Raw genomic sequence first — 18,908 nt, 5'->3', positions numbered from 1 at the left:
GCACCTGTAAAACGAAAAGACGACACGTAAGCCTCCCTGATCCTGCCATCCGGCCGGTTCAAGGCGCGTACGCGTCATTTCGCGGAAGCCTGCCCTTATAGAAGGGTTTTCGCTCCCGTCAATGGGTTAATCCGCAAAAAAAGCAAGCCATTTTTTACGGTCTTACTATCCAGCCGGTTTAAACAGGCCGGAAACTCAACTGCGCCACTAGACGGTCGTGGCGGATTCGGTCTTGCCCAGCACGTCTTCGACGCGGGCCGCGATGTCGTCGACGGCGCCCATGCCGTCGATTTCATACAGCTTGCCCTGCGCCGCATAGTAGGGCAGCAGCGGCGCGGTCTGGGCGTTGTAGGCTGCCAGGCGCACCTTGTAGGATTCGGGGTTGTCGTCGGCGCGGCCTTCCTGCTGGAAGCGCGTCTCGATACGTTCGATCAGGGCCTGCTCGTCGACCTTCAGGCGCACGACCTTGTCGATCTTGGCGCCGCGGCCGCCCAGCATGGCGTCCAGCGCCTCAGCCTGGGCAACGGTGCGCGGAAAGCCGTCGAAGATCGCGCCGCCGGCGGCTTCGGCCCGCGGCAGATTTTCCTTGATCAGGTCGATCACGATGGCGTCCGACACCAGGCCGCCCGTATCCATGATCGTCTTGACCCGCGTTCCCAGCTCGGAGCCGGAGGCGATCGCCGCCCGCAACATGTCGCCCGTCGAGAGTTGGACCATGCCGCGTGTCGCGACCAGCCGCTTGGCCTGGGTCCCCTTCCCCGCCGCCGGCGGTCCGAACAGGATGATATTCATCGCAGCGCTCCCCGTGCAGGCGATTTCGCGCCTGTTTTCAACTTCGATTTCTTGATCAGCCCGTCATACTGGTGCGCCAGCAGATGGGATTGAATCTGCGCCACCGTATCCATGGTCACGGTCACAACGATCAGGATCGACGTACCGCCGAAATAGAAGGTGTTACCCAGGCTGGCGATCAGAAACTCCGGCAGCAGACAGACGGTGGTGATGTAGAAGGCGCCGACGACGGTGATTCGCGTCAGGACGTGATCGAGATATTCCGCCGTTCGCTTGCCCGGACGGATACCGGGCAGGAAGCCACCGTACTTGCGCAGGTTCTCCGCCGTCTCTTCCGGATTGAACACCAGCGAGGTGTACAGGAAGCAGAAGAAGATGATCAGGAAGGCGTACAGCGCGGTAAAGATAGGATTGCCGTGCGTCAGGGTGCCGGCCACCTGGCCGACGACGCGCATCCACTCCGGCTGATCCGCACCGGCATTCTGGTTGAAGAAGGCGGCAACCGAGGTCGGCATCAGCAGCAGAGACGACGCGAAGATCGGCGGAATGACACCGGCCGTATTGACCTTCAGCGGCATGAACGAGCTTTCGCCGCCGACAATGCGGTTACCAACCTGACGCTTGGGATACTGCACGCGCAGACGACGCTGCGAGCGCTCCATAAAGACGATAAAGACCACACAGGCCAGCAGCAGGACCAGGATCCCAACCAGGACAGGTGCCTGCAGGTCGCCAGTGGAACCCATGTTGAACAGGTTGCCGACCGTTCGCGGCAGCACCGCGACGATACCGGCGAAGATGATCATCGAAGACCCGTTGCCGATCCCGCGGGCGGTGATCTGCTCACCCAGCCACATCAGCAACAGCGTGCCGGCGGTCAGGGTGATGGTCGCCGAAGCCAGGAACAGGGGCTCGCTGAGGCCGTCCAGCACCAGGCCGCCACGATAGAGCGAAAAGGCGATGCCGAAAGCCTGTACCAGGCCCAAGATCACAGTCAGGTAACGGGTATATTGGTTCAGCTGCTTGCGGCCGGCTTCGCCGCCTTCCTTGCGCAGCTTTTCCCACGGACCATAGACCGAGCCCATGAGCTGGACGATGATCGAGGCCGAAATATAGGGCATCAGGTTCAGCGCGAAGACGGCCATCTGTTCGATGGCCCCGCCGCCGAACATGTTCATCATCCCAAAAATACCATTCTGGTTATTCTGGAAGAAGTTGTCGAACGCCTGACGGTCGATGCCCGGCAGGGGCACATAGGTCCCCAGACGGTAAACGATCAGCGCACCTAATGTGAACAGGAGCCGCTTGTGCAGATCCTTGGCCTTGGCGAAGGCCCCGAAATTCATATTGGCCGCAAGTTGTTCAGCAGCAGATGCCATAAAGTCCTCAAAACCCGGAAAGTCTTAACCAAAATGGGAGAGGACAGCCGAATGCGCGATTCCCGCGACCTTCCAACCGCCCTCGCCCCATATGGGGTAGGCTTAGTGAAAGGTCAACTTAGGCTTCGGTCTTTGCCGGACGCTTCTGGGTCAGCTTGCCGCCGGCCGCTTCCACGGCCTTGACCGCCGAGGCCGTCGCTGACCACACGGTCAGGTCCAGCTTGGCCTTCAGCTCGCCTTCGCCCAGCACGCGGACGCCGTCCAGTTCGCGGCGGATCACGCCGGCGGCCACCAGGGCAGCACCGTCGACCGGCTTGGAAGCGTCCAGCTTGCCGGCGTCAACGGCGTCCTGCAGGCGCCACAGGTTGACTTCGGCCAGCTTCAGGGCGAACGGGTTGTTGAAACCGCGCTTCGGCATACGCATGTACAGCGGCATCTGGCCGCCTTCGAAGCCCAGCAGGCTGACGCCGGTACGCGACTTCTGACCCTTGACACCACGGCCGGCGGTCTTGCCCTTGCCCGAGCCCGGGCCACGGCCGACACGCATGCGGTTCTTGGTGGCGCCTTCGTTATCGCGAATTTCGTTCAGCTTGGTCATATGCCTATTCCTTGGATTGCGCAGGGCTATGCCCTACTCGGCTCTAAATCTGTGGCGGCTATGCCGCCAAATTCTCTAAAAGTCAAATCGAGGCGCAGACAATCCGCGCCTCGATCTGTATTTTCGTTCGTAATCTGACGATTACTCGACGATTTGCACCATGTGGTGGACCTTGGCGATCATGCCGCGGACCGACGGGGTGTCTTCCAGTTCGGAGACGCGGCCCATCTTGTTCAGGCCCAGGCCAGCCAGGGTGGCGCGCTGGTCCTTGGTGCGGCGGATCGGCGAACCGGTCTGCTTTACTTTGATCGTGGCCATGACTTAGCCCTCCAGAGCTTCCGGCGACGAAGCGCCATCGTTACGGCGCTGCAGCAGGTCGGCGACCTTCTTGCCACGCTTGGACGCGATTTGACGCGGCGAAGACTGAACCTTCAGCGCTTCGAACGTCGCACGCACCATGTTGTAGGGGTTCGAGGAACCGATCGACTTGCCCACGACGTCCGAGACGCCCAGGGTTTCGAGAACGGCACGCATCGGACCACCCGCGATGACGCCGGTGCCCGGAGGGGCCGCGCGCATCTGGATCTTGCCGGCGCCCCAACGGCCGTAGCCATCGTGGTGCAGCGTGCGCGATTCGCGAAGCGGAACGCGGATCAACGACTTCTTGGCTTCTTCTGTTGCCTTGCGGATCGCTTCCGGCACTTCACGGGCCTTACCGTGACCGTAGCCGACGCGGCCCTTCTGGTCGCCGACGACCATCAGAGCGGCGAAGGAGAAGCGGCGACCACCCTTGACGGTGGCAGCAACGCGGTTGATGGCGACGAGCTTCTCGACAAACTCCGAGGGCTCCTCGGTACGGTCGCGACGGTCGCCGCGGTTATCGCTGGGACGGGCCATTCGGATATCCTTAGAAGTTGAGACCGGCTTCACGCGCGGCTTCCGCCAGCGCCTTCACCCGACCATGATAGATGTAGCCGCCACGATCGAACACGACGTCCGAGACGCCCTTTTCGATTGCACGCTGGGCAACCAGCTTGCCGACTTCGGTCGCGGCCGCTGCGTTGCTGCCCTGCTTCTTGTCGCCTTCCAGCGACGAAGCGGAGACGATCGTGACGCCGCTGGCGTCGTCGATGACCTGGGCATAGATGTTCTTGTCCGAACGGAAGACCGACAGACGCGGACGGCCGTTGGAGAGCTTCTTGAGACGGGTGCGGTTGCGCTGGGCGCGACGCGCCAGTTGCTGACGAGGAGAGAGGGCCATGGCTTACTTCTTCTTGCCTTCCTTGCGGCGAACCTTTTCGCCGGCGTATTTGACACCCTTGCCCTTGTAGGGCTCGGGCGGACGGATCTTGCGGATCTTGGCGGCCAGTTCGCCGACGACCTGCTTGTCGATGCCGATGATCTTGACTTCGGTCTGCTTCGGCACTTCGAACTTGACGCCTTCCGGCGGCACGATGTCGACATCGTGCGAGAAGCCGAGCTGCAGCGACAGGTTGGCGCCCTTCAAGGCGGCGCGGTAACCGACGCCGACCATTTCGAGGGTCACTTCATAGCCGTCGGTGACGCCCTTGACCATGTTGGCGATCAGGGTGCGCGACAGGCCCCACATCGCCTTGTGGCGCTGGGTTTCGCCGCGCGGGCTGATGTGCAGGACATTGCCTTCCTGACGGACTTCGATTTCCTCGACGACCTTCCAGGACAGTTGGCCCTTGGGGCCCTTGACGGCGACATCCTGGCCCGACAGCGTCACATTGACGCCGTTGGGAACCGGGATGGCCTTCTTGCCGATACGAGACATTATATAACCTTTTGTGCCTTAAGTGTCCGCTGCCGCTTAGTAGACGCGGCAGAGAACTTCGCCACCGACGTTAGCATCGCGGGCGGCAGTGTCAGACATGACGCCCTTCGGCGTCGACAGGATCGAGATACCCAGGCCGTTCTTGATCGGCTTGAGGTCCTTGATCGACGAATAGACGCGACGGCCCGGCTTGGACACGCGGGCGATTTCCGCGATGACCGGCTGACCGTCGAAGTACTTCAGTTCGATTTCGAACTGCGGGAACTCACCCGGGGTCTCCAGGACTTCATAGCCGCGGATATAGCCTTCGTCGCGCAGCACGTCCAGGACGTGGGCACGCAGCTTCGAGGCCGGGGTCAGCACCTTGGAGCGGCTGCGCATGGCGCCGTTCTTGATGCGGGCGATCATATCGCTGAGGGGATCGTTGACGAACATATGTGTACCCTCCCCTTACCAGCTGGCCTTGGTCAGGCCCGGAATCTGGCCTTCATTGCCCAGCTTCCGGAGCGCGATCCGGCTCATGTGAAGTTTACGATAATAGGCGCGCGGACGGCCGGTCACTTCGCAGCGGTTGCGAATGCGGGTCGGAGCCGAGTTGCGCGGCAGCTTGGCCAGCTTCAGACGGGCGTCGAAGCGCTCTTCGAGCGGCAGCGATTCGTCGTTGGCCTTGGCCTTGAGGGCCTCGCGCTTGGACGCGTATTGCGCCACCAGCTTCTTGACCATCTCGTTACGATTGACAGCGGATTTCTTTGCCATGTGCTTTCTCTACCCGTCCTTTACGCGGTGAACGGGAACTGGAAGTGCTTCAGAAGCGACTTGGCTTCCTTGTCACTCGTGGCCGTGGTGCAGACGACAATGTCCATGCCCCACATCTGGTCGATCTGGTCGTAGTTGATCTCCGGGAACACGATGTGCTCCTTCAGACCCATGGCGTAGTTGCCGCGGCCGTCGAACGAATTGCCGTTCAGGCCACGGAAGTCCTTCACGCGCGGCAGAGCGATCGTGATCAGACGGTCCATGAACTCGTACATACGGTCCTTGCGCAGGGTCACCTTGGCGCCGACCACCATGCCTTCGCGCAGCTTGAAGCCGGCGATGGATTGACGGGCGCGCGTCGGAGCCGGCTTCTGACCGGTGATGGCCGCCAGGTCCTTGATGGCCGAATTGACCTTCTTGGAGTCCGCAGTGGCTTCGCCGATACCCATATTCACGACGATCTTGTCGAGCTTGGGGACCTGCATTTCGTTCGTATAGCCGAACTCTTCCTTCAACGCGGCGCGGATCGTATCGAGATAGACCTGCTTGGCACGAGGAATGTAGGTTTCAGTATCAGCCATTGATGACATCTCCCGTCGTCTTGGCGAAACGCACCTTCTTGTCGCCTTCAATCTTGAAACCGACGCGGGTCGGCTTGCCGTTGGCGTCGACGTGGGCGACGTTGGAAACGTGCAGCGACGCTTCCTTGTTGATGATGCCGCCGTTAGGATTGCCTTGCGACGGACGGGTGTGGCGTTGAACCATGTTGACGCCCTGGACGACCACGCGGCCGTCTTCGGGGAGGACCTTGGTGACAGTGCCGCGACGGCCCTTGTCCTTGCCGGTCAGAACGACAACCGAGTCGCCCTTTTTGATCTTGGCAGCCATTAGATGACCTCCGGAGCCAGCGAGATGATCTTCATGTGGTTCTTGGCGCGCAGTTCACGCGGCACAGGCCCGAAGATACGCGTGCCGATCGGCTCGCTCGACTTGTTGACGATGACAGCGGCGTTGGTGTCGAAACGGATCACCGAACCGTCCTTGCGCTGGATATCCTTGGACGTGCGCACGACGATGGCGCGCAGAACGTCGCCCTTCTTGACACGGCCGCGCGGGATGGCTTCCTTGACCGACACGACGATCAGGTCGCCCACCGAGGCGTAGCGGCGCTTAGAGCCGCCCAGCACCTTGATGCACATGACCCGGCGAGCGCCCGAATTGTCGGCAACTTCCAGGTTAGTTTGCATCTGAATCATATCAAACTTCCTTTAGTTGGCTTCGCGCGGGAGAACTTCCCACGTCTTCAGCTTCGACTTCGGCGCACATTCGATGATGCGGATGCTCTCACCGGTCTTGTATGCGTTGTTTTCGTCGTGGGCATGGTAACGCTTGGACTTCCGCACCGTCTTTTTCAGAACGGGATGCAGAATCGTACGTTCCACCTTCACGACCACAGTCTTGTCGCCCTTATCGGAGACGACCAGACCTTCGAGAATGCGCTTGGGCATGGTCTAAATCCTCTTAGGCGGACTTGGCGGCGGCCTTTTGGGCCGTCACCAGGGATTGAATGCGCGCGATGTCCTTGCGGATCTCGCCAACGCGGTGGGTCTTTTCGAACGAGCCGGTGGCCTTCTGGAAGCGCAGGTTGAACTGCTCCTTCTTCAGGTTCAGCAGCTGCTCATGCAGCTGGTCCGGGGTCATGACACGAAAATCGGCAATCTTGGTCATTTCTCTTACTCCGCAGCCGCTGCGACACCGGCGTCGAGACGGGTCACGACGCGAGTGGAGACAGGCAGCTTGGCAGCGCCGAGACGCAGCGCTTCACGCGCGATGTCGTCGGGCACGCCGTCGATTTCAAACAGGATACGGCCCGGGTGAACGCGCGCGGCCCAGAAGTCGACAGCGCCCTTACCTTTACCCATCCGCACTTCAGCCGGCTTGCCGGTGACGGGCAGATCCGGGAAAATGCGGATCCAGACGCGGCCTTGACGCTTCATCTGACGGGTGATGGCGCGGCGGGCGGCTTCGATTTGACGGGCGGTGAGACGCTCGGGCTCGACGGTCTTCAGACCATACGAACCGAAGTTCAGGGTGTAACCACCCTTGGCGTTACCGTGGATGCGGCCCTTGAACGCCTTGCGGTACTTTGTCCGCTTGGGGAGCATCATGACTTAGTTCTCCTTGTTGCGGTCGCGGCGCGGGCCACGATTGTTGCGATCGCCGCGGTCCGAACGCTCGGGACGGTCGCTCGACGACGGACCCGAAGCTTCCTGGGCCCAACGCTTGTCCTGAGCCGACGGATCATGCTCCAGGACTTCGCCCTTGAAGATCCACACCTTGACACCGATGATGCCGTAGGTGGTCAGGGCTTCAGCGAAACCCATGTCGATGTCGGCGCGCAGGGTGTGCAGAGGCACGCGGCCTTCGCGGTACCATTCCATACGGGCGATTTCGGCGCCGCCGAGACGGCCCGACAGGTTCATCCGGATGCCCTTGGCGCCCAGACGCATGGCCGACTGGATCGAACGCTTCATGGCGCGGCGGAAGGCCACACGGCGCTCCAGCTGCTGAGCGATCGACTCGGCGACCAGTTGCGCATCGACTTCCGGCTTGCGGACTTCGACCAGGTTCAGGAACACTTCACCGTCGGTGATGACGGAAACGTCCTTGCGCAGCTTGTCGATGTCGGCGCCCTTCTTACCGATCACGACGCCCGGACGGGCGGCGTAGATGGTAATGCGGCACTTCTTGTGCGGACGCTCAATAATGATGCGCGAAACGCCGGCGGCGTTCAGCTTTTCCTTCAGCACCTTGCGGATCAGCAGGTCCTGGTGGAGCAGCTTGGCGTATTCCTGACGCTGGGCGAACCAACGGCTGTCCCAGGTGCGGTTGATGCCGAGGCGAAGGCCGATCGGATTGGCTTTCTGACCCATTACGCAGCCTCCTGGCCAAGTTCACGAACGACGATCGTCAGTTCGGAGAAGGGTTTCATGATACGCGAGGAACGACCGCGGGCACGCGAAGCGAAACGCTTCATGACCAGGCCCTTGCCCACATAGGCCTCGGCGACAACCAGGTTGTCGATGTCGAGGTTGTGGTTGTTTTCGGCGTTCGAGATCGCCGAATAGAGCGCCTTGCGGACGTCCTTGGCGATACGCTTGCGCGAGAATTCCAGCTCGTTCAGAGCGCGCTGGACCTTGAGACCGCGGATCGAGGCGGCAACCAGGTTGAGCTTTTGCGGCGAGATGCGCACGGAAACCAGCTTGGTGCGGGCTTCGTTAGCGTTGACGCGGCGCGGATTCTTGGTCTGCGACATGTTACTTCCTCTTCGCCTTCTTGTCGGCGGCGTGACCGGGGAAGTTGCGCGTCGGCGAGAATTCGCCGAGCTTCATGCCGACCATGTCCTCGTTGATGAGAACCGGGACATGCTTCTGACCGTTGTAGACACCGATGGTCGCGCCGACGAATTGCGGCATGATGACCGACCGGCGGGACCAGGTCTTGACGACTTCCTTGCGACCCGAATTGAGCGCGGTTTCCACCTTCTTGAGAAGGTGGCCATCCACGAAGGGGCCTTTCCAAACGGAGCGAGCCATGGTTAGCGAGCCTTCTTAACGTGACGCGAGCGGATGATGTACTTATCCGTCGCCTTGTTGGAACGAGTCTTGCGGCCCTTGGTGGGAACACCCCACGGGGTTACCGGGTTACGGCCGCCTGAGGTCTTGCCTTCACCACCACCGTGCGGGTGGTCGACCGGGTTCATGGCGACGCCGCGGACGTGCGGGCGGAAGCCCATGTGACGCTTGCGGCCAGCCTTGCCCAGGTTGATGTTCATGTGGTCCTGGTTGGACACGGCGCCGACGGTGGCGATGCACGCGTCAAGAACCATACGCAACTCGCCCGAACCGAGACGGATCTGGGCGTAGCCGGCGTCACGGCCGACCAGCTGAGCATAGGCGCCGGCCGAACGGGCCAGCTGACCACCCTTGCCGGGCTTCAGCTCGACATTGTGGATGATCGTGCCGATCGGCAGGCTGCGCAGCGGCGCGGCGTTGCCCGGCTTCACGTCGACCTTCTCCGAAGAGATGATCTGGTCGCCGGCCTTGAGGCGTTGCGGGGCCAGGATATAGGCCTTTTCGCCATCGGCGTAGTTGATCAGCGCGATGAAGGCGGTGCGGTTCGGGTCGTATTCCAGACGCTCGACCGTGCCGACGACGTCAAGCTTGCGACGCTTGAAATCAACGATGCGGTAAAGCTTCTTGGCGCCACCGCCGCGGAAACGGACGGCGATACGGCCGCCGGCGCCACGGCCGCCGGACTTGGTCAGACCTTCGACCAGCGACTTTTCGGGCTTGCCCTTGTGCAGCTCGGAGCGGTCCACCAGGATAAGCTGGCGGCGGCCCGGCGACGTTGGGTTGAACTGTTTCAATGCCATTGTGCGAGCCTTCCCTTACAGACCGGTCGAGACGTCGATGGACTGGCCTTCAGCCAGCGTCACGATCGCCTTCTTGATGTCGTTCCGGCGGCCCTTGATACCCTTGAAACGCTTGGTCTTACCCTTGGTGACAATGGTGTTCACCTTGGTGACCTTGACGTCGTAGATGGCTTCGACGGCCGAAGCGACTTCGTCCTTGGAGCTGTCGAGCGCAACGCGGAAGACAACCTTGTTCTGCTCGGACAGCAGGGTCGACTTTTCGGTGATGTGCGGCGCCAGCAGGACGTCGAAATTGCGGATGGTAGCAGCCATGACTTAGGCCTCCACAGCGAAGCGGGCTTCGATAGCTTCAACCGCCGCCGTCGTCAGCACCAGCTTATGGCGGCGCAGGATGTCATAGACATTCAGGCCTGCCGTCGGCAGCACGTCGATGTTGGGGATGTTGCGCGAAGCGAGCGCGAAGTTGGTGTCGACCTCGGCGCCCGTAATGAACAGGGCGTTGTTGAGGCCCAGCTTCTCGAAGGAAGCCTTGAGGGCGGAGGTCTTCGGCGAGGCGACGACAGCTTGATCGAGAACGATCAAGGCGCCATCCTTCACCTTGGACGACAGGGCGTGACGCAGACCCAGGGCACGGACCTTCTTGGGCAGGTCGAAAGCGTGCGAACGCACGACCGGACCAAAGGCGCGCGAGCCGCCGACGAATTGCGGGGCACGGCGCGAACCATGACGAGCGCCGCCGGAGCCCTTCTGCTTGTACATCTTCTTACCCGTGCGCGAATTTTCGTTACGGGTCTGAACCTTGTGGGTACCGGCGCGGCGCTTGGCCAACTGCCAGTTGACGACGCGGTGCAGGATGTCGGCGCGAATGTCGGTGATCCCGAAAACGAGATCCGAAAGTTCGACCGAACCAGCGGCAGAAGCGTCGAGTTTAATGACGTCGAGTTTCATGATTATTCCGCGCCCTCTTCAGCCGGGGCCTCTTCAGCGACAGGCGCCGCAGCGGCATTGGACTTGATTGCGCCCGGGAACTTCAGGCCGGCCGGAGCCGCCTTCTTCACCGCGTCGCGAATCTTGACATAAGAGCCTTCCGCGCCAGGGACGGCACCACGGATGAACACCAGGCCACGTTCCGCATCGATGCGGGCGACTTCCAGGTTCAGGGTGGTGACGGTTTCGACGCCGTAGTGACCGGCCATCTTCTTGCCCGGGAAGGTACGGCCCGGATCTTGACGCTGGCCCGTCGAACCATGCGAACGGTGCGAGACCGAAACGCCGTGGGTTGCGCGCAGACCACCGAAGTTCCAGCGCTTCATGGCGCCGGCAAAACCCTTACCGATGGTGACACCCTGGATATCGACGCGCTGGCCTGCGATGAAGTGATCGGCGGTGAACTCGGCACCGATGTCGATCAGGTTCTCTTCGGAAACGCGGAATTCCGTCAGGATGGCCTTCGGCTCGACCTGAGCCTTGGCGAAACGAACGCGCTCGGCGTTCGAGGTATTCTTGGCCTTCTTGGTACCGGCACCCAGTTGCAGAGCAACATAGCCGTCCTTGGCCTCAGTGCGCTGGGCAACGACCTGGCAGCCGTCGAGCGAGAGCACGGTTACGGGGACGTGCGAACCTTCGGCATCGAAGTAACGCGTCATACCCAGCTTCTTGGCGATCAAACCTGTACGCATGCTGGTCGCCCCTTAAATCTTGATCTCGACGTCGACACCAGCCGACAGGTCGAGCTTCATCAGCGCGTCCACGGTCTGCGGGGTCGGATCGACGATATCGAGCACGCGCTTGTGCGTGCGGATTTCGAACTGTTCGCGCGACTTCTTGTCGACGTGCGGCGAACGGTTGACGGTGAAGCGCTCAATCAGCGTCGGCAGGGGAATGGGTCCCCGCACGGTTGCGCCGGTTCTCTTGGCCGTGTTGACGATTTCGCGCGTGGAATGATCCAGGACGCGGTGATCGAAGGCCTTGAGCCTGATGCGGATATTCTGACGATCCATATCGCTCGTATTCCAATAAGGGTGGTTGCGTTACCGCGTCCAGTGAACCATTTCAAAGACCAGGCCCGTCGGGGTCACCCCCTCCGGACACGATATCCGCAAAAACAAAGCCCAACATCAGGTAAACCCCGATGCGGGCCGTTGAACAGAAACCTCACTCCCTATAAATCTAGGGCCGCCGAGGCGTCTGAATTTCGTGCCTTGCGAACCGCGTCTGACACCGAAGCGCCACAGCCGATCCAACAGAGTGCGGGTATATGACGGAACGACTCGGGAAGGTCAACCCCGAAAATGCTAAAAACCCGGGAAAAAATAAGCTGTCTATAAGTCCGGACGTCAACCTGCCGGAAAGATTTCACCGAAGATTCGCATAGCTCTTTTGCAGGTGATCGCGTACGGCCCCTATATCAAAGGAGCCTGTCATGAAAGTCCTGTCGGTGCTGATCGCCCTCCCCTTACTGGCCGCCTGCGCGACAGACGGCGCCGCCCCGCCGCTATCCTCCGGCGCTCCGGCCATTGCCGGCCGCCACTGGGTCCTGGTCGAACTGAACGGCCAGCCGGTCGCTGCCACCGCGCGCGAAGCCTATATGGAGATCAATGCCGAGGCCGGCCGCGTCGGCGGCTCAGGCGGCTGCAACACCTTCGGCGGCTCCGCCGTTGTGGAACCAGGCAACCGTGTACGCTTCTCGGAGGTGGCCAGCACCAAGATGGCCTGTATGCAGGGCATGGATGTGGAGCAGGCCTTTTTCGACGTTCTGAGCCGCGCCGACAACTACAGCCTCAACGGCAACAGCCTGTCGCTCAACAAAGCCCGCATGGCCCCCCTCGCCCGCTTCGAGGCGAAGGAGTAAGGGGCATCAAGCTCTCGCAGGTCGAAGTCGCAAACGCCCTCCTCCCTACGAAGTGGGGAGGGGGACCCCGAAGGGGTGGAGGGGTATCTTACGAATACGCCCGACCTATCCGACGAAGGTCACAGCCCCCAGCGCGGCCGTCTTCTTCAAGACCCCGGCATAGGCCTTGGTCACCCCGGTCCGCATCACAGCCCGACGTCCCAGATCCGTCAAAGCCCTGCCCCACCCGTTCAAGGTAATTTCCGTCGCCCGGATCACCTTGACCCGGCGGCGCAGACTGATCTTGACCTTCTCGAACCGCTCCTTCGGCAGGAACACCCCGGCGGCATCCAGAGCCCGGCTCTGCAGCGACCGGCGAATCTCGACCTCGCCTTCCAGACAGACGCCACCCGGCGTCGTCATCGGCGACTTGTAATCCTCACCACCCGTGCCGAAATCGAACCGCTTCAAACCCAGGGCCTCGGTATTCTTGATAATCGCCACCGTCAGCAGAATACCCACCGAATAGCGACCATATTCCGGATCATAGGCCGGGAACCACAGGTGGACGTCTTCGCCCTGGACCAGGCTGATCTCGACGGCGACCAAACGCCCCTTGTCGCGCAAAACCCCGCACCGCAGGCCGAAATCCGGCGTCTCCAAAGCCGCCAACCGATCCAGCATTTCGCGCGTCCAGCGGCAACCGAAGACGTCATGCATACCCGAACGGCGATACTGGTCGCGCTTCAGGTTAATCGTCCAGTCCATCAGCTCCGGCGTCACCTTCTCCCACGAGAACTCAAACCCGCCGAAATCCTTTTCGACATTGCGCTGGCAACGCGAGACATTCTTGAAAAACTTGTGGTTCGCGGCATCCTGGGTCGCCCACCAATGATCGAAACCATGCGTCGCATCGGCGACACGGCGGGTCAGGCCCATATGGGCGCCACGGCCGGCCGACGTCCCAACCAGGCCCTGGAACTCGACCCGGCGGGTCCGCGTCAGACGCATCAACTCATCAAAATCGGCAACAAAATCAGCCGAACTGATGACAGCGTGATAGTCGCTGAGCGGAGCGCCGATCGGCAACAGGATATCGCCGCGCTTCTGATAGGCGAAATAGCCGGCGACCTGGTCGCCTTCATAGAACCGCGCGACACCCGAATTGGGAACGCCGGGCGCAATCGCCTGGACATAGCGGAAATCGAAATACGGTCCGACCAGGTCCGACCGCGCCGCCACAAAGCCATTCCACAGGACTTCGTCAGCTGCCGTCAGTTGGTTGACCTGAACGAGCTCGATACGATCGGTCATTTCATGCGCCCCGGATTGAAACAGTGTTCTTGTCAGGTTTGTAACACTGCACGGTTTATGCCGGGCTAAACGAGGTGGTTAATCTGAGCTGGGACCTATGAAAGGCTGAGAAATATGCTCGAAAATCGGCAGGGCTTCACAACGTTCGCTGTGGGCCAACAAGGCCGGCCTCTTCGACCAGTCGATCGCGTCACCATGCGCCTCACGGGCATGCCGTATGGAACAGCCCAAGGCAATGTCGGCATGTCCAAGATAGTCACCGAACAGCCACTGCGTCGTGGCTTCCGCACGCAGGCTCTCCAGCACATCCAGGACTTCGTCGACTTGGGTCTCCAGCCGGTTCAGCCAGATGTGCGACGTCTGCTTGTGCAGCACCTTCTCGTAGAACAGCGACACGCACTTGTCCGAAAACCCTGTCGTCAGCGCTATATAGTAAAGCGCCTTGCGCCGCGCCTCACCGGCGGCCGGGATCAAAGCCCGATCCGGCCCAACCTGCTCGTCGATCCAGTCGAGGATATAGGCGCTGTCGATGACCACACCGCCGTCATCGAGCACCAATGTCGGCACCCGGCGCAGCGGATTGAACGGCTTGATCTTGTCACCCTCGCCGAAGGTCGACCACGGCTGGTGCTCGAAGACGAAGCCGTAGAGCATCATGGCGATGCCACAGCGGCGGACAAAGGGGGAATCATACTGACCGATCAGAATCATAGGCGCCTCCTCAGGTCAGGCTACCCCACAACCACCGGCTCATCCACCGCCGATCCCGCCAAGATCTGCAAACCTAGCGCCAATCAACCTCATTACGGAATTTTCAAGCTCCCTCCTCTCCACGGAGTGGGGAGGTGCCGGCGAAGCCGGCGGAGGGGTATCTTACTTCAAGGCGTCTTCAACCGCTCCGCCATCGACCGTTTATCCAGCGCGGCATCCAGACGCTCGACGACCGCCATAACATCCGCCCCGACCTCGGCCGAAAGCCCATCATAGGCCGCGCAGAGCGCCGGCTCAGCCGCTTTCAAGCGCGCCACCTCCACCTGCCCGGCCTCGGTCAAATAGACCAACCGCCGCCGGCGATCGTCATAATCGATGTCGAAATGCACCAGATCCAGGGTCTCCAACTGCGACAGCAGATGGATGACCAGCGGATGCGACAGCTTGATCTGATCGGCGAGCTGGGTGACGCTGAGCCCCGGCGTATCGCTCAACAACCGCAACGTAGAAAACGCCCGCGCCGGCGCACGCAACCCGGCTGCCTGCAGGAAAGCCTGGATATCGTCGACAAAGGTCTCCGACAACCGCTTGAAACGGTGCGCCAGAAAGGCCTTGCCCAGGGAAGAGATATAGTCGTCGGACATCGTCCGCATACTTAGTCGAGATTGTTGAAGAAGGGAATAAGGCCAGGGGCCGCAGGCCCCTGGACCCCATAACTCGACAGTATCAATCGGAGTTCAACGAGAAGCAAAAATACAAACTGAAAACCCCTTGGGCTTCTTCAGCCCAAGGGGTTTTCAGTTTGTATCTCTGTTTGCCGTTCAATCTCTGACCGGCACTGCCGAGTAACGGGGGTCGAGGGGGCCCGAGGCCCCCTCGCCTTAAACCTTACTCAACGATCTTCGACACGACGCCGGCGCCGACGGTGCGGCCGCCTTCACGGATAGCGAAGCGCAGCTTCTCTTCCATGGCGATCGGGGTGATCAGCTCGACGTCCAGTTCGGCGTTGTCGCCCGGCATGATCATTTCCACGCCTTCCTTCAGACGGACGATACCGGTCACGTCCGTGGTACGGAAGTAGAATTGCGGACGGTAGTTGGTGAAGAACGGGGTGTGACGGCCGCCTTCTTCCTTGGTCAGGATGTAGGCTTCAGCCACGAACTTGCTGTGCGGCTTGATCGAGCCCGGCTTGCACAGGACTTGGCCACGTTCAACGTCTTCACGCTTGGTGCCGCGCAGCAGCAGACCGACGTTGTCGCCGGCTTGGCCCTGGTCCAGCAGCTTGCGGAACATTTCGACGCCGGTGCAGATCGTCTTTTGAACCGGACGGATGCCGACGATTTCGACTTCTTCGCCAACCTTGACGATGCCGCGTTCGACACGGCCTGTCACGACGGTGCCGCGGCCCGAGATCGAGAACACGTCTTCAACCGGCATCAGGAACGGCAGGTCGATCGGACGCTCCGGCTGCGGGATGTAGTCGTCGACCGTGGCCATCAGGGCCAGGATCTGGTTTTCACCGATCTCCGGGTTGACGCCGTCGGTCGCGGCCTTGGCCGAGCCCTTGGTGATGGGGATATCGTCGCCCGGGAACTGGTAGGACGACAGAAGCTCGCGGACTTCCATTTCGACCAGTTCCAGCAGTTCTTCGTCGTCGACCAGGTCGACCTTGTTCATGAACACGACCAGGGCCGGAACGCCGACCTGGCGGGCCAGCAGGATGTGTTCGCGGGTTTGCGGCATCGGGCCGTCGGCAGCCGAAACGACCAGGATCGCGCCGTCCATCTGGGCGGCGCCGGTGATCATGTTCTTCACATAGTCGGCGTGGCCCGGGCAGTCGACGTGGGCATAGTGACGGTTCGCCGTCTCATATTCCACGTGCGCCGTGTTGATCGTGATGCCGCGGGCCTTTTCTTCCGGAGCCGCGTCGATGTCTTCGTACTTCTTGGCCGTCGCACCGCCCGACTTCGCCAGCGTCATCGTGATCGCGGCAGTCAGCGTCGTCTTGCCATGGTCAACGTGACCAATGGTGCCGATGTTGCAGTGGGGCTTCGAACGGTTGAATTTTTCCTTGGCCATTTCACAAATCCCGCCGGTGGCGGGCCTTCATTGCTAGGGTTGATCTTGTAAGGTTGCGGCCCGTAGCACAGTCCGTGCTACGGGCCAAGAGGGTTTTTAGGCGTACTTCTTGATCACTTCGTCGGCGACGTGCTGCGGCACGGGCTCGTAGTGGTCATAGGTCATGGAGAACTGGGCGCGACCTTGCGACATACCGCGCAGGGTGTTCACATAACCGAACATGTTGGCCAGCGGCACGAAGGCGTCGACGACGATGGCGTTACCGCGCATGTCCTGACCCTGGATCATGCCGCGACGGCCGTTCAGGTCGCCGATGACCGAACCCAGATATTCTTCCGGGGTCACAACTTCGACCTTCATGATCGGCTCCAGCAGACGCGGGCCGGCCTTGTCGCGCAGTTCCTTGAAGGCGGCGCGCGCGGCGATTTCGAAGGCCAGGACCGAGGAGTCGACGTCATGGTAGGCGCCGTCGGTCAGGGTGACCTTGAAGTCGATCAGCGGGAAGCCGGCCAGCAGGCCGTTTTCCTTGGAGGTTTCAAAGCCCTTGATAACGCCCGGGATGTATTCCTTGGGGACGTTACCGCCGACGATGGCCGATTCGAACACGAAGCCGGTGCCGGGCTCGCCGGGCTCGACCGTCACCTTGATGCGGGCGAACTGGCCGGTACCGCCGGTCTGCTTCTTGTGGGTGTAGTCGATGTCGGCCTTGCGGGTGATCGATTCGCGATAGGCAACCTGCGGCGCGCCGATATTGGCTTCGACCTTATAGGTCCGCTTCAGGATGTCGATCTTGATGTCGAGGTGCAGTTCGCCCATGCCCTTCAGGATCGTCTGGCCCGACTCGTGGTCGGTCGAAACGGTGAAGGACGGATCTTCGGACGCCAGCTTGGCCAGGGCAACGCCCAGCTTTTCCTGGTCGGCCTTCGACTTGGGCTCGACGGCGATTTCGATAACCGGGGCCGGGAATTCCATGCGTTCCAGGATGACGGGCGACTTCATCGGATCGCACAGGGTGTCACCGGTGCGGGTATCCTTCAGGCCGGCCAGGGCGACGATGTCGCCGGCATAGGCTTCCTTGATGTCCTGACGGTCATTGGAGTGCATGAGCAGCATGCGGCCGACGCGCTCTTTCTTTTCGCGCGTCGTGTTCAGCAGGCCCATGCCGGTTTCCAGCTTGCCCGAATACAGACGGCAGAAGGTCAGCGAGCCGACGAACGGGTCGTCCATGATCTTGAAGGCCAGCATGGCCAGCGGTTCATCGTCCGAAGCGTTGCGGACCACGTCGGCTTCGGTCTTGTAGTCGATGCCGTGGGTCGGCGGAACGTCCGACGGCGACGGCAGGTAGTCGACGACGGCGTCAAGCAGGGTTTGAACGCCCTTGTTCTTGAAGGCCGAACCACACAGGATCGGATAGAAGGCGGCGTTCAGAACGGCCTTGCGGATGCACTTCTTCAGTACTTCTTCCGACGGCTCGGTGCCTTCGAGATAGGCTTCCATGGCTTCGTCGTCGAGTTCGACGGCGTTGTCGATCAGGTACTGACGGGCTTCGTCGGCCTTGGCCTTCAGATCGGCGGGGATTTCTTCGTCACGATAGTTGGCCCCCAGGGCGTCGTTGTCCCAGACAACGGCCTTCATGCGAACCAGGTCGACCAGGCCCGACAGGGTGTTTTCCGAACCGATCGGGAACTGGATCGGCACAGCCTTGGCGCCGAGACGGTCGCGGATCGACTGGACCGACTTGTCGAAATCGGCGCCGATCTTGTCCATCTTGTTGACGAACACGATGCGCGGCACCTTGTACTTGTCAGCCTGGCGCCAGACGGTTTCGGTCTGGGGCTCGACGCCGGCATTGCCGTCCAGAACGGCGACCGCGCCGTCGAGGACGCGCAGGTTACGCTCGACTTCGATGGTGAAGTCGACGTGGCCCGGGGTGTCGATGATGTTCAGACGCTTGCCCAGCCAGAAGGTCGTGGTCGCGGCGGAGGTGATGGTGATGCCGCGTTCCTGCTCCTGCTCCATCCAGTCCATGGTGGCGGCGCCGTCGTGGACTTCGCCGATCTTGTGGCTCTTACCCGTGTAATACAGGATGCGCTCGGTGGTCGTGGTCTTGCCGGCGTCGATGTGCGCCATGATACCGAAGTTGCGATAGTCTTCGATCTTATGTGTGCGGGGCATGGGAGTAGCCTCAGGATAAAAAAACTTGTTTCAGGTGCAAA

At 61.2% G+C, this 18,908-nt stretch carries 29 protein-coding genes; 1 reads left to right on the top strand and 28 read right to left on the bottom strand.

Translation table 11 applies throughout. The annotated features are described in order from the left end of the window. Positions 1 to 207 precede the first annotated feature (207 nt). The 23 genes from ABAC460_RS29275 to rpsJ all read right to left on the bottom strand — a co-directional run bounded on the left by ABAC460_RS29275 (position 208) and on the right by rpsJ (position 11,758). On the bottom strand, positions 208 to 792 hold the full coding sequence (locus ABAC460_RS29275; protein ID WP_023452159.1) for an adenylate kinase: 585 nt from the start codon (positions 790 to 792) through the stop codon (positions 208 to 210). Further along, entirely contained in the window at positions 789 to 2,171 is a 1,383-nt protein-coding gene (gene secY, locus ABAC460_RS29270) for a preprotein translocase subunit SecY (protein WP_031236407.1), read from the bottom strand. The genes ABAC460_RS29275 and secY overlap by 4 nt, the downstream gene beginning before the upstream one ends. 118 nt (positions 2,172 to 2,289) lie before the next feature. Then, complete coding sequence (gene rplO / locus ABAC460_RS29265) at positions 2,290 to 2,769, bottom strand: 50S ribosomal protein L15 (protein WP_023452157.1); 480 nt, start codon at positions 2,767 to 2,769, stop codon at positions 2,290 to 2,292. Positions 2,770 to 2,910: 141 nt separating this feature from the next. Continuing rightward, positions 2,911 to 3,087 carry a 50S ribosomal protein L30 gene (gene rpmD, locus ABAC460_RS29260; RefSeq protein ID WP_023452156.1) on the bottom strand — a complete coding sequence of 59 codons (177 nt, stop codon included), beginning with the start codon at positions 3,085 to 3,087 and terminating at the stop codon, positions 2,911 to 2,913. A 3-nt stretch (positions 3,088 to 3,090) separates the two neighbouring features. Continuing rightward, the gene (gene rpsE, locus ABAC460_RS29255) at positions 3,091 to 3,666 is read right to left on the bottom strand and encodes a 30S ribosomal protein S5 (protein WP_023452155.1); all 576 of its coding nucleotides are present in this window, start codon (positions 3,664 to 3,666) and stop codon (positions 3,091 to 3,093) included. A 10-nt stretch (positions 3,667 to 3,676) separates the two neighbouring features. Next, the gene (gene rplR / locus ABAC460_RS29250) at positions 3,677 to 4,030 is read right to left on the bottom strand and encodes a 50S ribosomal protein L18 (RefSeq protein ID WP_023452154.1); all 354 of its coding nucleotides are present in this window, start codon (positions 4,028 to 4,030) and stop codon (positions 3,677 to 3,679) included. Between the two features lie 3 nt (positions 4,031 to 4,033). Continuing rightward, positions 4,034 to 4,567, bottom strand: coding sequence for a 50S ribosomal protein L6 (rplF, locus tag ABAC460_RS29245; RefSeq protein ID WP_023452153.1), 534 nt, complete (start codon positions 4,565 to 4,567; stop codon positions 4,034 to 4,036). A gap of 36 nt (positions 4,568 to 4,603) precedes the next feature. Beyond that, positions 4,604 to 5,002 (bottom strand): 30S ribosomal protein S8, encoded by a 399-nt coding sequence (rpsH, locus tag ABAC460_RS29240; protein ID WP_006273905.1) that lies wholly within the window; start codon positions 5,000 to 5,002, stop codon positions 4,604 to 4,606. A gap of 15 nt (positions 5,003 to 5,017) precedes the next feature. Continuing rightward, positions 5,018 to 5,323: a 30S ribosomal protein S14 gene (gene rpsN, locus ABAC460_RS29235; protein ID WP_031236406.1), complete on the bottom strand. Its 306-nt coding sequence runs from the start codon at positions 5,321 to 5,323 to the stop codon at positions 5,018 to 5,020. 20 nt (positions 5,324 to 5,343) lie between these two features. After that, entirely contained in the window at positions 5,344 to 5,904 is a 561-nt protein-coding gene (gene rplE / locus ABAC460_RS29230; RefSeq protein WP_023452151.1) for a 50S ribosomal protein L5, read from the bottom strand. Next, a complete protein-coding gene (gene rplX, locus ABAC460_RS29225) occupies positions 5,897 to 6,211 on the bottom strand; it encodes a 50S ribosomal protein L24 (protein ID WP_023452150.1) in 315 nt (104 codons plus the stop codon). The genes rplE and rplX overlap by 8 nt, the downstream gene beginning before the upstream one ends. After that, entirely contained in the window at positions 6,211 to 6,579 is a 369-nt protein-coding gene (gene rplN, locus ABAC460_RS29220) for a 50S ribosomal protein L14 (protein ID WP_006273901.1), read from the bottom strand. The genes rplX and rplN overlap by 1 nt, the downstream gene beginning before the upstream one ends. Positions 6,580 to 6,591: 12 nt before the next feature. Then, positions 6,592 to 6,831, bottom strand: a complete 240-nt coding sequence (gene rpsQ / locus ABAC460_RS29215) for a 30S ribosomal protein S17 (protein ID WP_006273900.1) — start codon at positions 6,829 to 6,831, stop codon at positions 6,592 to 6,594. 13 nt (positions 6,832 to 6,844) lie between these two features. Beyond that, positions 6,845 to 7,051 carry a 50S ribosomal protein L29 gene (rpmC, locus tag ABAC460_RS29210; protein ID WP_006273899.1) on the bottom strand — a complete coding sequence of 69 codons (207 nt, stop codon included), beginning with the start codon at positions 7,049 to 7,051 and terminating at the stop codon, positions 6,845 to 6,847. Between the two features lie 5 nt (positions 7,052 to 7,056). Then, entirely contained in the window at positions 7,057 to 7,491 is a 435-nt protein-coding gene (rplP, locus tag ABAC460_RS29205) for a 50S ribosomal protein L16 (protein ID WP_023452149.1), read from the bottom strand. A 3-nt stretch (positions 7,492 to 7,494) separates the two neighbouring features. Beyond that, positions 7,495 to 8,256, bottom strand: a complete 762-nt coding sequence (gene rpsC / locus ABAC460_RS29200) for a 30S ribosomal protein S3 (RefSeq protein WP_023452148.1) — start codon at positions 8,254 to 8,256, stop codon at positions 7,495 to 7,497. Then, positions 8,256 to 8,639, bottom strand: a complete 384-nt coding sequence (rplV, locus tag ABAC460_RS29195; protein WP_006273896.1) for a 50S ribosomal protein L22 — start codon at positions 8,637 to 8,639, stop codon at positions 8,256 to 8,258. The genes rpsC and rplV overlap by 1 nt, the downstream gene beginning before the upstream one ends. A 1-nt stretch (position 8,640) precedes the next feature. Beyond that, positions 8,641 to 8,919 (bottom strand): 30S ribosomal protein S19, encoded by a 279-nt coding sequence (rpsS, locus tag ABAC460_RS29190; RefSeq protein WP_023452147.1) that lies wholly within the window; start codon positions 8,917 to 8,919, stop codon positions 8,641 to 8,643. A 2-nt stretch (positions 8,920 to 8,921) separates the two neighbouring features. After that, positions 8,922 to 9,758, bottom strand: a complete 837-nt coding sequence (rplB, locus tag ABAC460_RS29185; RefSeq protein ID WP_023452146.1) for a 50S ribosomal protein L2 — start codon at positions 9,756 to 9,758, stop codon at positions 8,922 to 8,924. Between the two features lie 15 nt (positions 9,759 to 9,773). Next, positions 9,774 to 10,070, bottom strand: a complete 297-nt coding sequence (locus tag ABAC460_RS29180) for a 50S ribosomal protein L23 (RefSeq protein WP_023452145.1) — start codon at positions 10,068 to 10,070, stop codon at positions 9,774 to 9,776. A gap of 3 nt (positions 10,071 to 10,073) precedes the next feature. Beyond that, positions 10,074 to 10,706: a 50S ribosomal protein L4 gene (rplD, locus tag ABAC460_RS29175; protein ID WP_023452144.1), complete on the bottom strand. Its 633-nt coding sequence runs from the start codon at positions 10,704 to 10,706 to the stop codon at positions 10,074 to 10,076. Between the two features lie 2 nt (positions 10,707 to 10,708). Then, positions 10,709 to 11,437 (bottom strand): 50S ribosomal protein L3, encoded by a 729-nt coding sequence (rplC, locus tag ABAC460_RS29170; protein WP_023452143.1) that lies wholly within the window; start codon positions 11,435 to 11,437, stop codon positions 10,709 to 10,711. Positions 11,438 to 11,449: 12 nt separating this feature from the next. After that, on the bottom strand, positions 11,450 to 11,758 hold the full coding sequence (gene rpsJ / locus ABAC460_RS29165) for a 30S ribosomal protein S10 (RefSeq protein WP_006273890.1): 309 nt from the start codon (positions 11,756 to 11,758) through the stop codon (positions 11,450 to 11,452). Positions 11,759 to 12,180: 422 nt separating this feature from the next. Here rpsJ and ABAC460_RS29160 point away from each other — a divergent pair, with 422 nt between their 5' ends. Then, a complete protein-coding gene (locus tag ABAC460_RS29160) occupies positions 12,181 to 12,609 on the top strand; it encodes an META domain-containing protein (RefSeq protein ID WP_023452142.1) in 429 nt (142 codons plus the stop codon). 105 nt (positions 12,610 to 12,714) lie between these two features. Here ABAC460_RS29160 and ABAC460_RS29155 read toward each other — a convergent pair whose 3' ends face one another. The 5 genes from ABAC460_RS29155 to fusA form a co-directional block, all read right to left on the bottom strand. Next, positions 12,715 to 13,902: a GNAT family N-acetyltransferase gene (locus ABAC460_RS29155; protein WP_023452141.1), complete on the bottom strand. Its 1,188-nt coding sequence runs from the start codon at positions 13,900 to 13,902 to the stop codon at positions 12,715 to 12,717. A 78-nt stretch (positions 13,903 to 13,980) separates the two neighbouring features. Further along, positions 13,981 to 14,613: a glutathione S-transferase family protein gene (locus tag ABAC460_RS29150; RefSeq protein ID WP_023452140.1), complete on the bottom strand. Its 633-nt coding sequence runs from the start codon at positions 14,611 to 14,613 to the stop codon at positions 13,981 to 13,983. 167 nt (positions 14,614 to 14,780) lie between these two features. Continuing rightward, entirely contained in the window at positions 14,781 to 15,257 is a 477-nt protein-coding gene (locus tag ABAC460_RS29145) for a MarR family winged helix-turn-helix transcriptional regulator (protein WP_023452139.1), read from the bottom strand. A gap of 244 nt (positions 15,258 to 15,501) precedes the next feature. Further along, positions 15,502 to 16,692 (bottom strand): elongation factor Tu, encoded by a 1,191-nt coding sequence (gene tuf / locus ABAC460_RS29140; RefSeq protein WP_023452138.1) that lies wholly within the window; start codon positions 16,690 to 16,692, stop codon positions 15,502 to 15,504. A gap of 96 nt (positions 16,693 to 16,788) precedes the next feature. Beyond that, positions 16,789 to 18,867, bottom strand: a complete 2,079-nt coding sequence (gene fusA / locus ABAC460_RS29135; RefSeq protein ID WP_023452137.1) for an elongation factor G — start codon at positions 18,865 to 18,867, stop codon at positions 16,789 to 16,791. Between the last annotated feature and the right edge of the window lie 41 nt (positions 18,868 to 18,908).

The sequence above is a fragment of the Asticcacaulis sp. AC460 genome (genome assembly GCF_000495795.1).
Lineage (GTDB): Bacteria > Pseudomonadota > Alphaproteobacteria > Caulobacterales > Caulobacteraceae > Asticcacaulis.
Note: the sequence above shows the minus strand (reverse complement) of the source record. Positions and strands in the feature narration are given on the sequence as shown.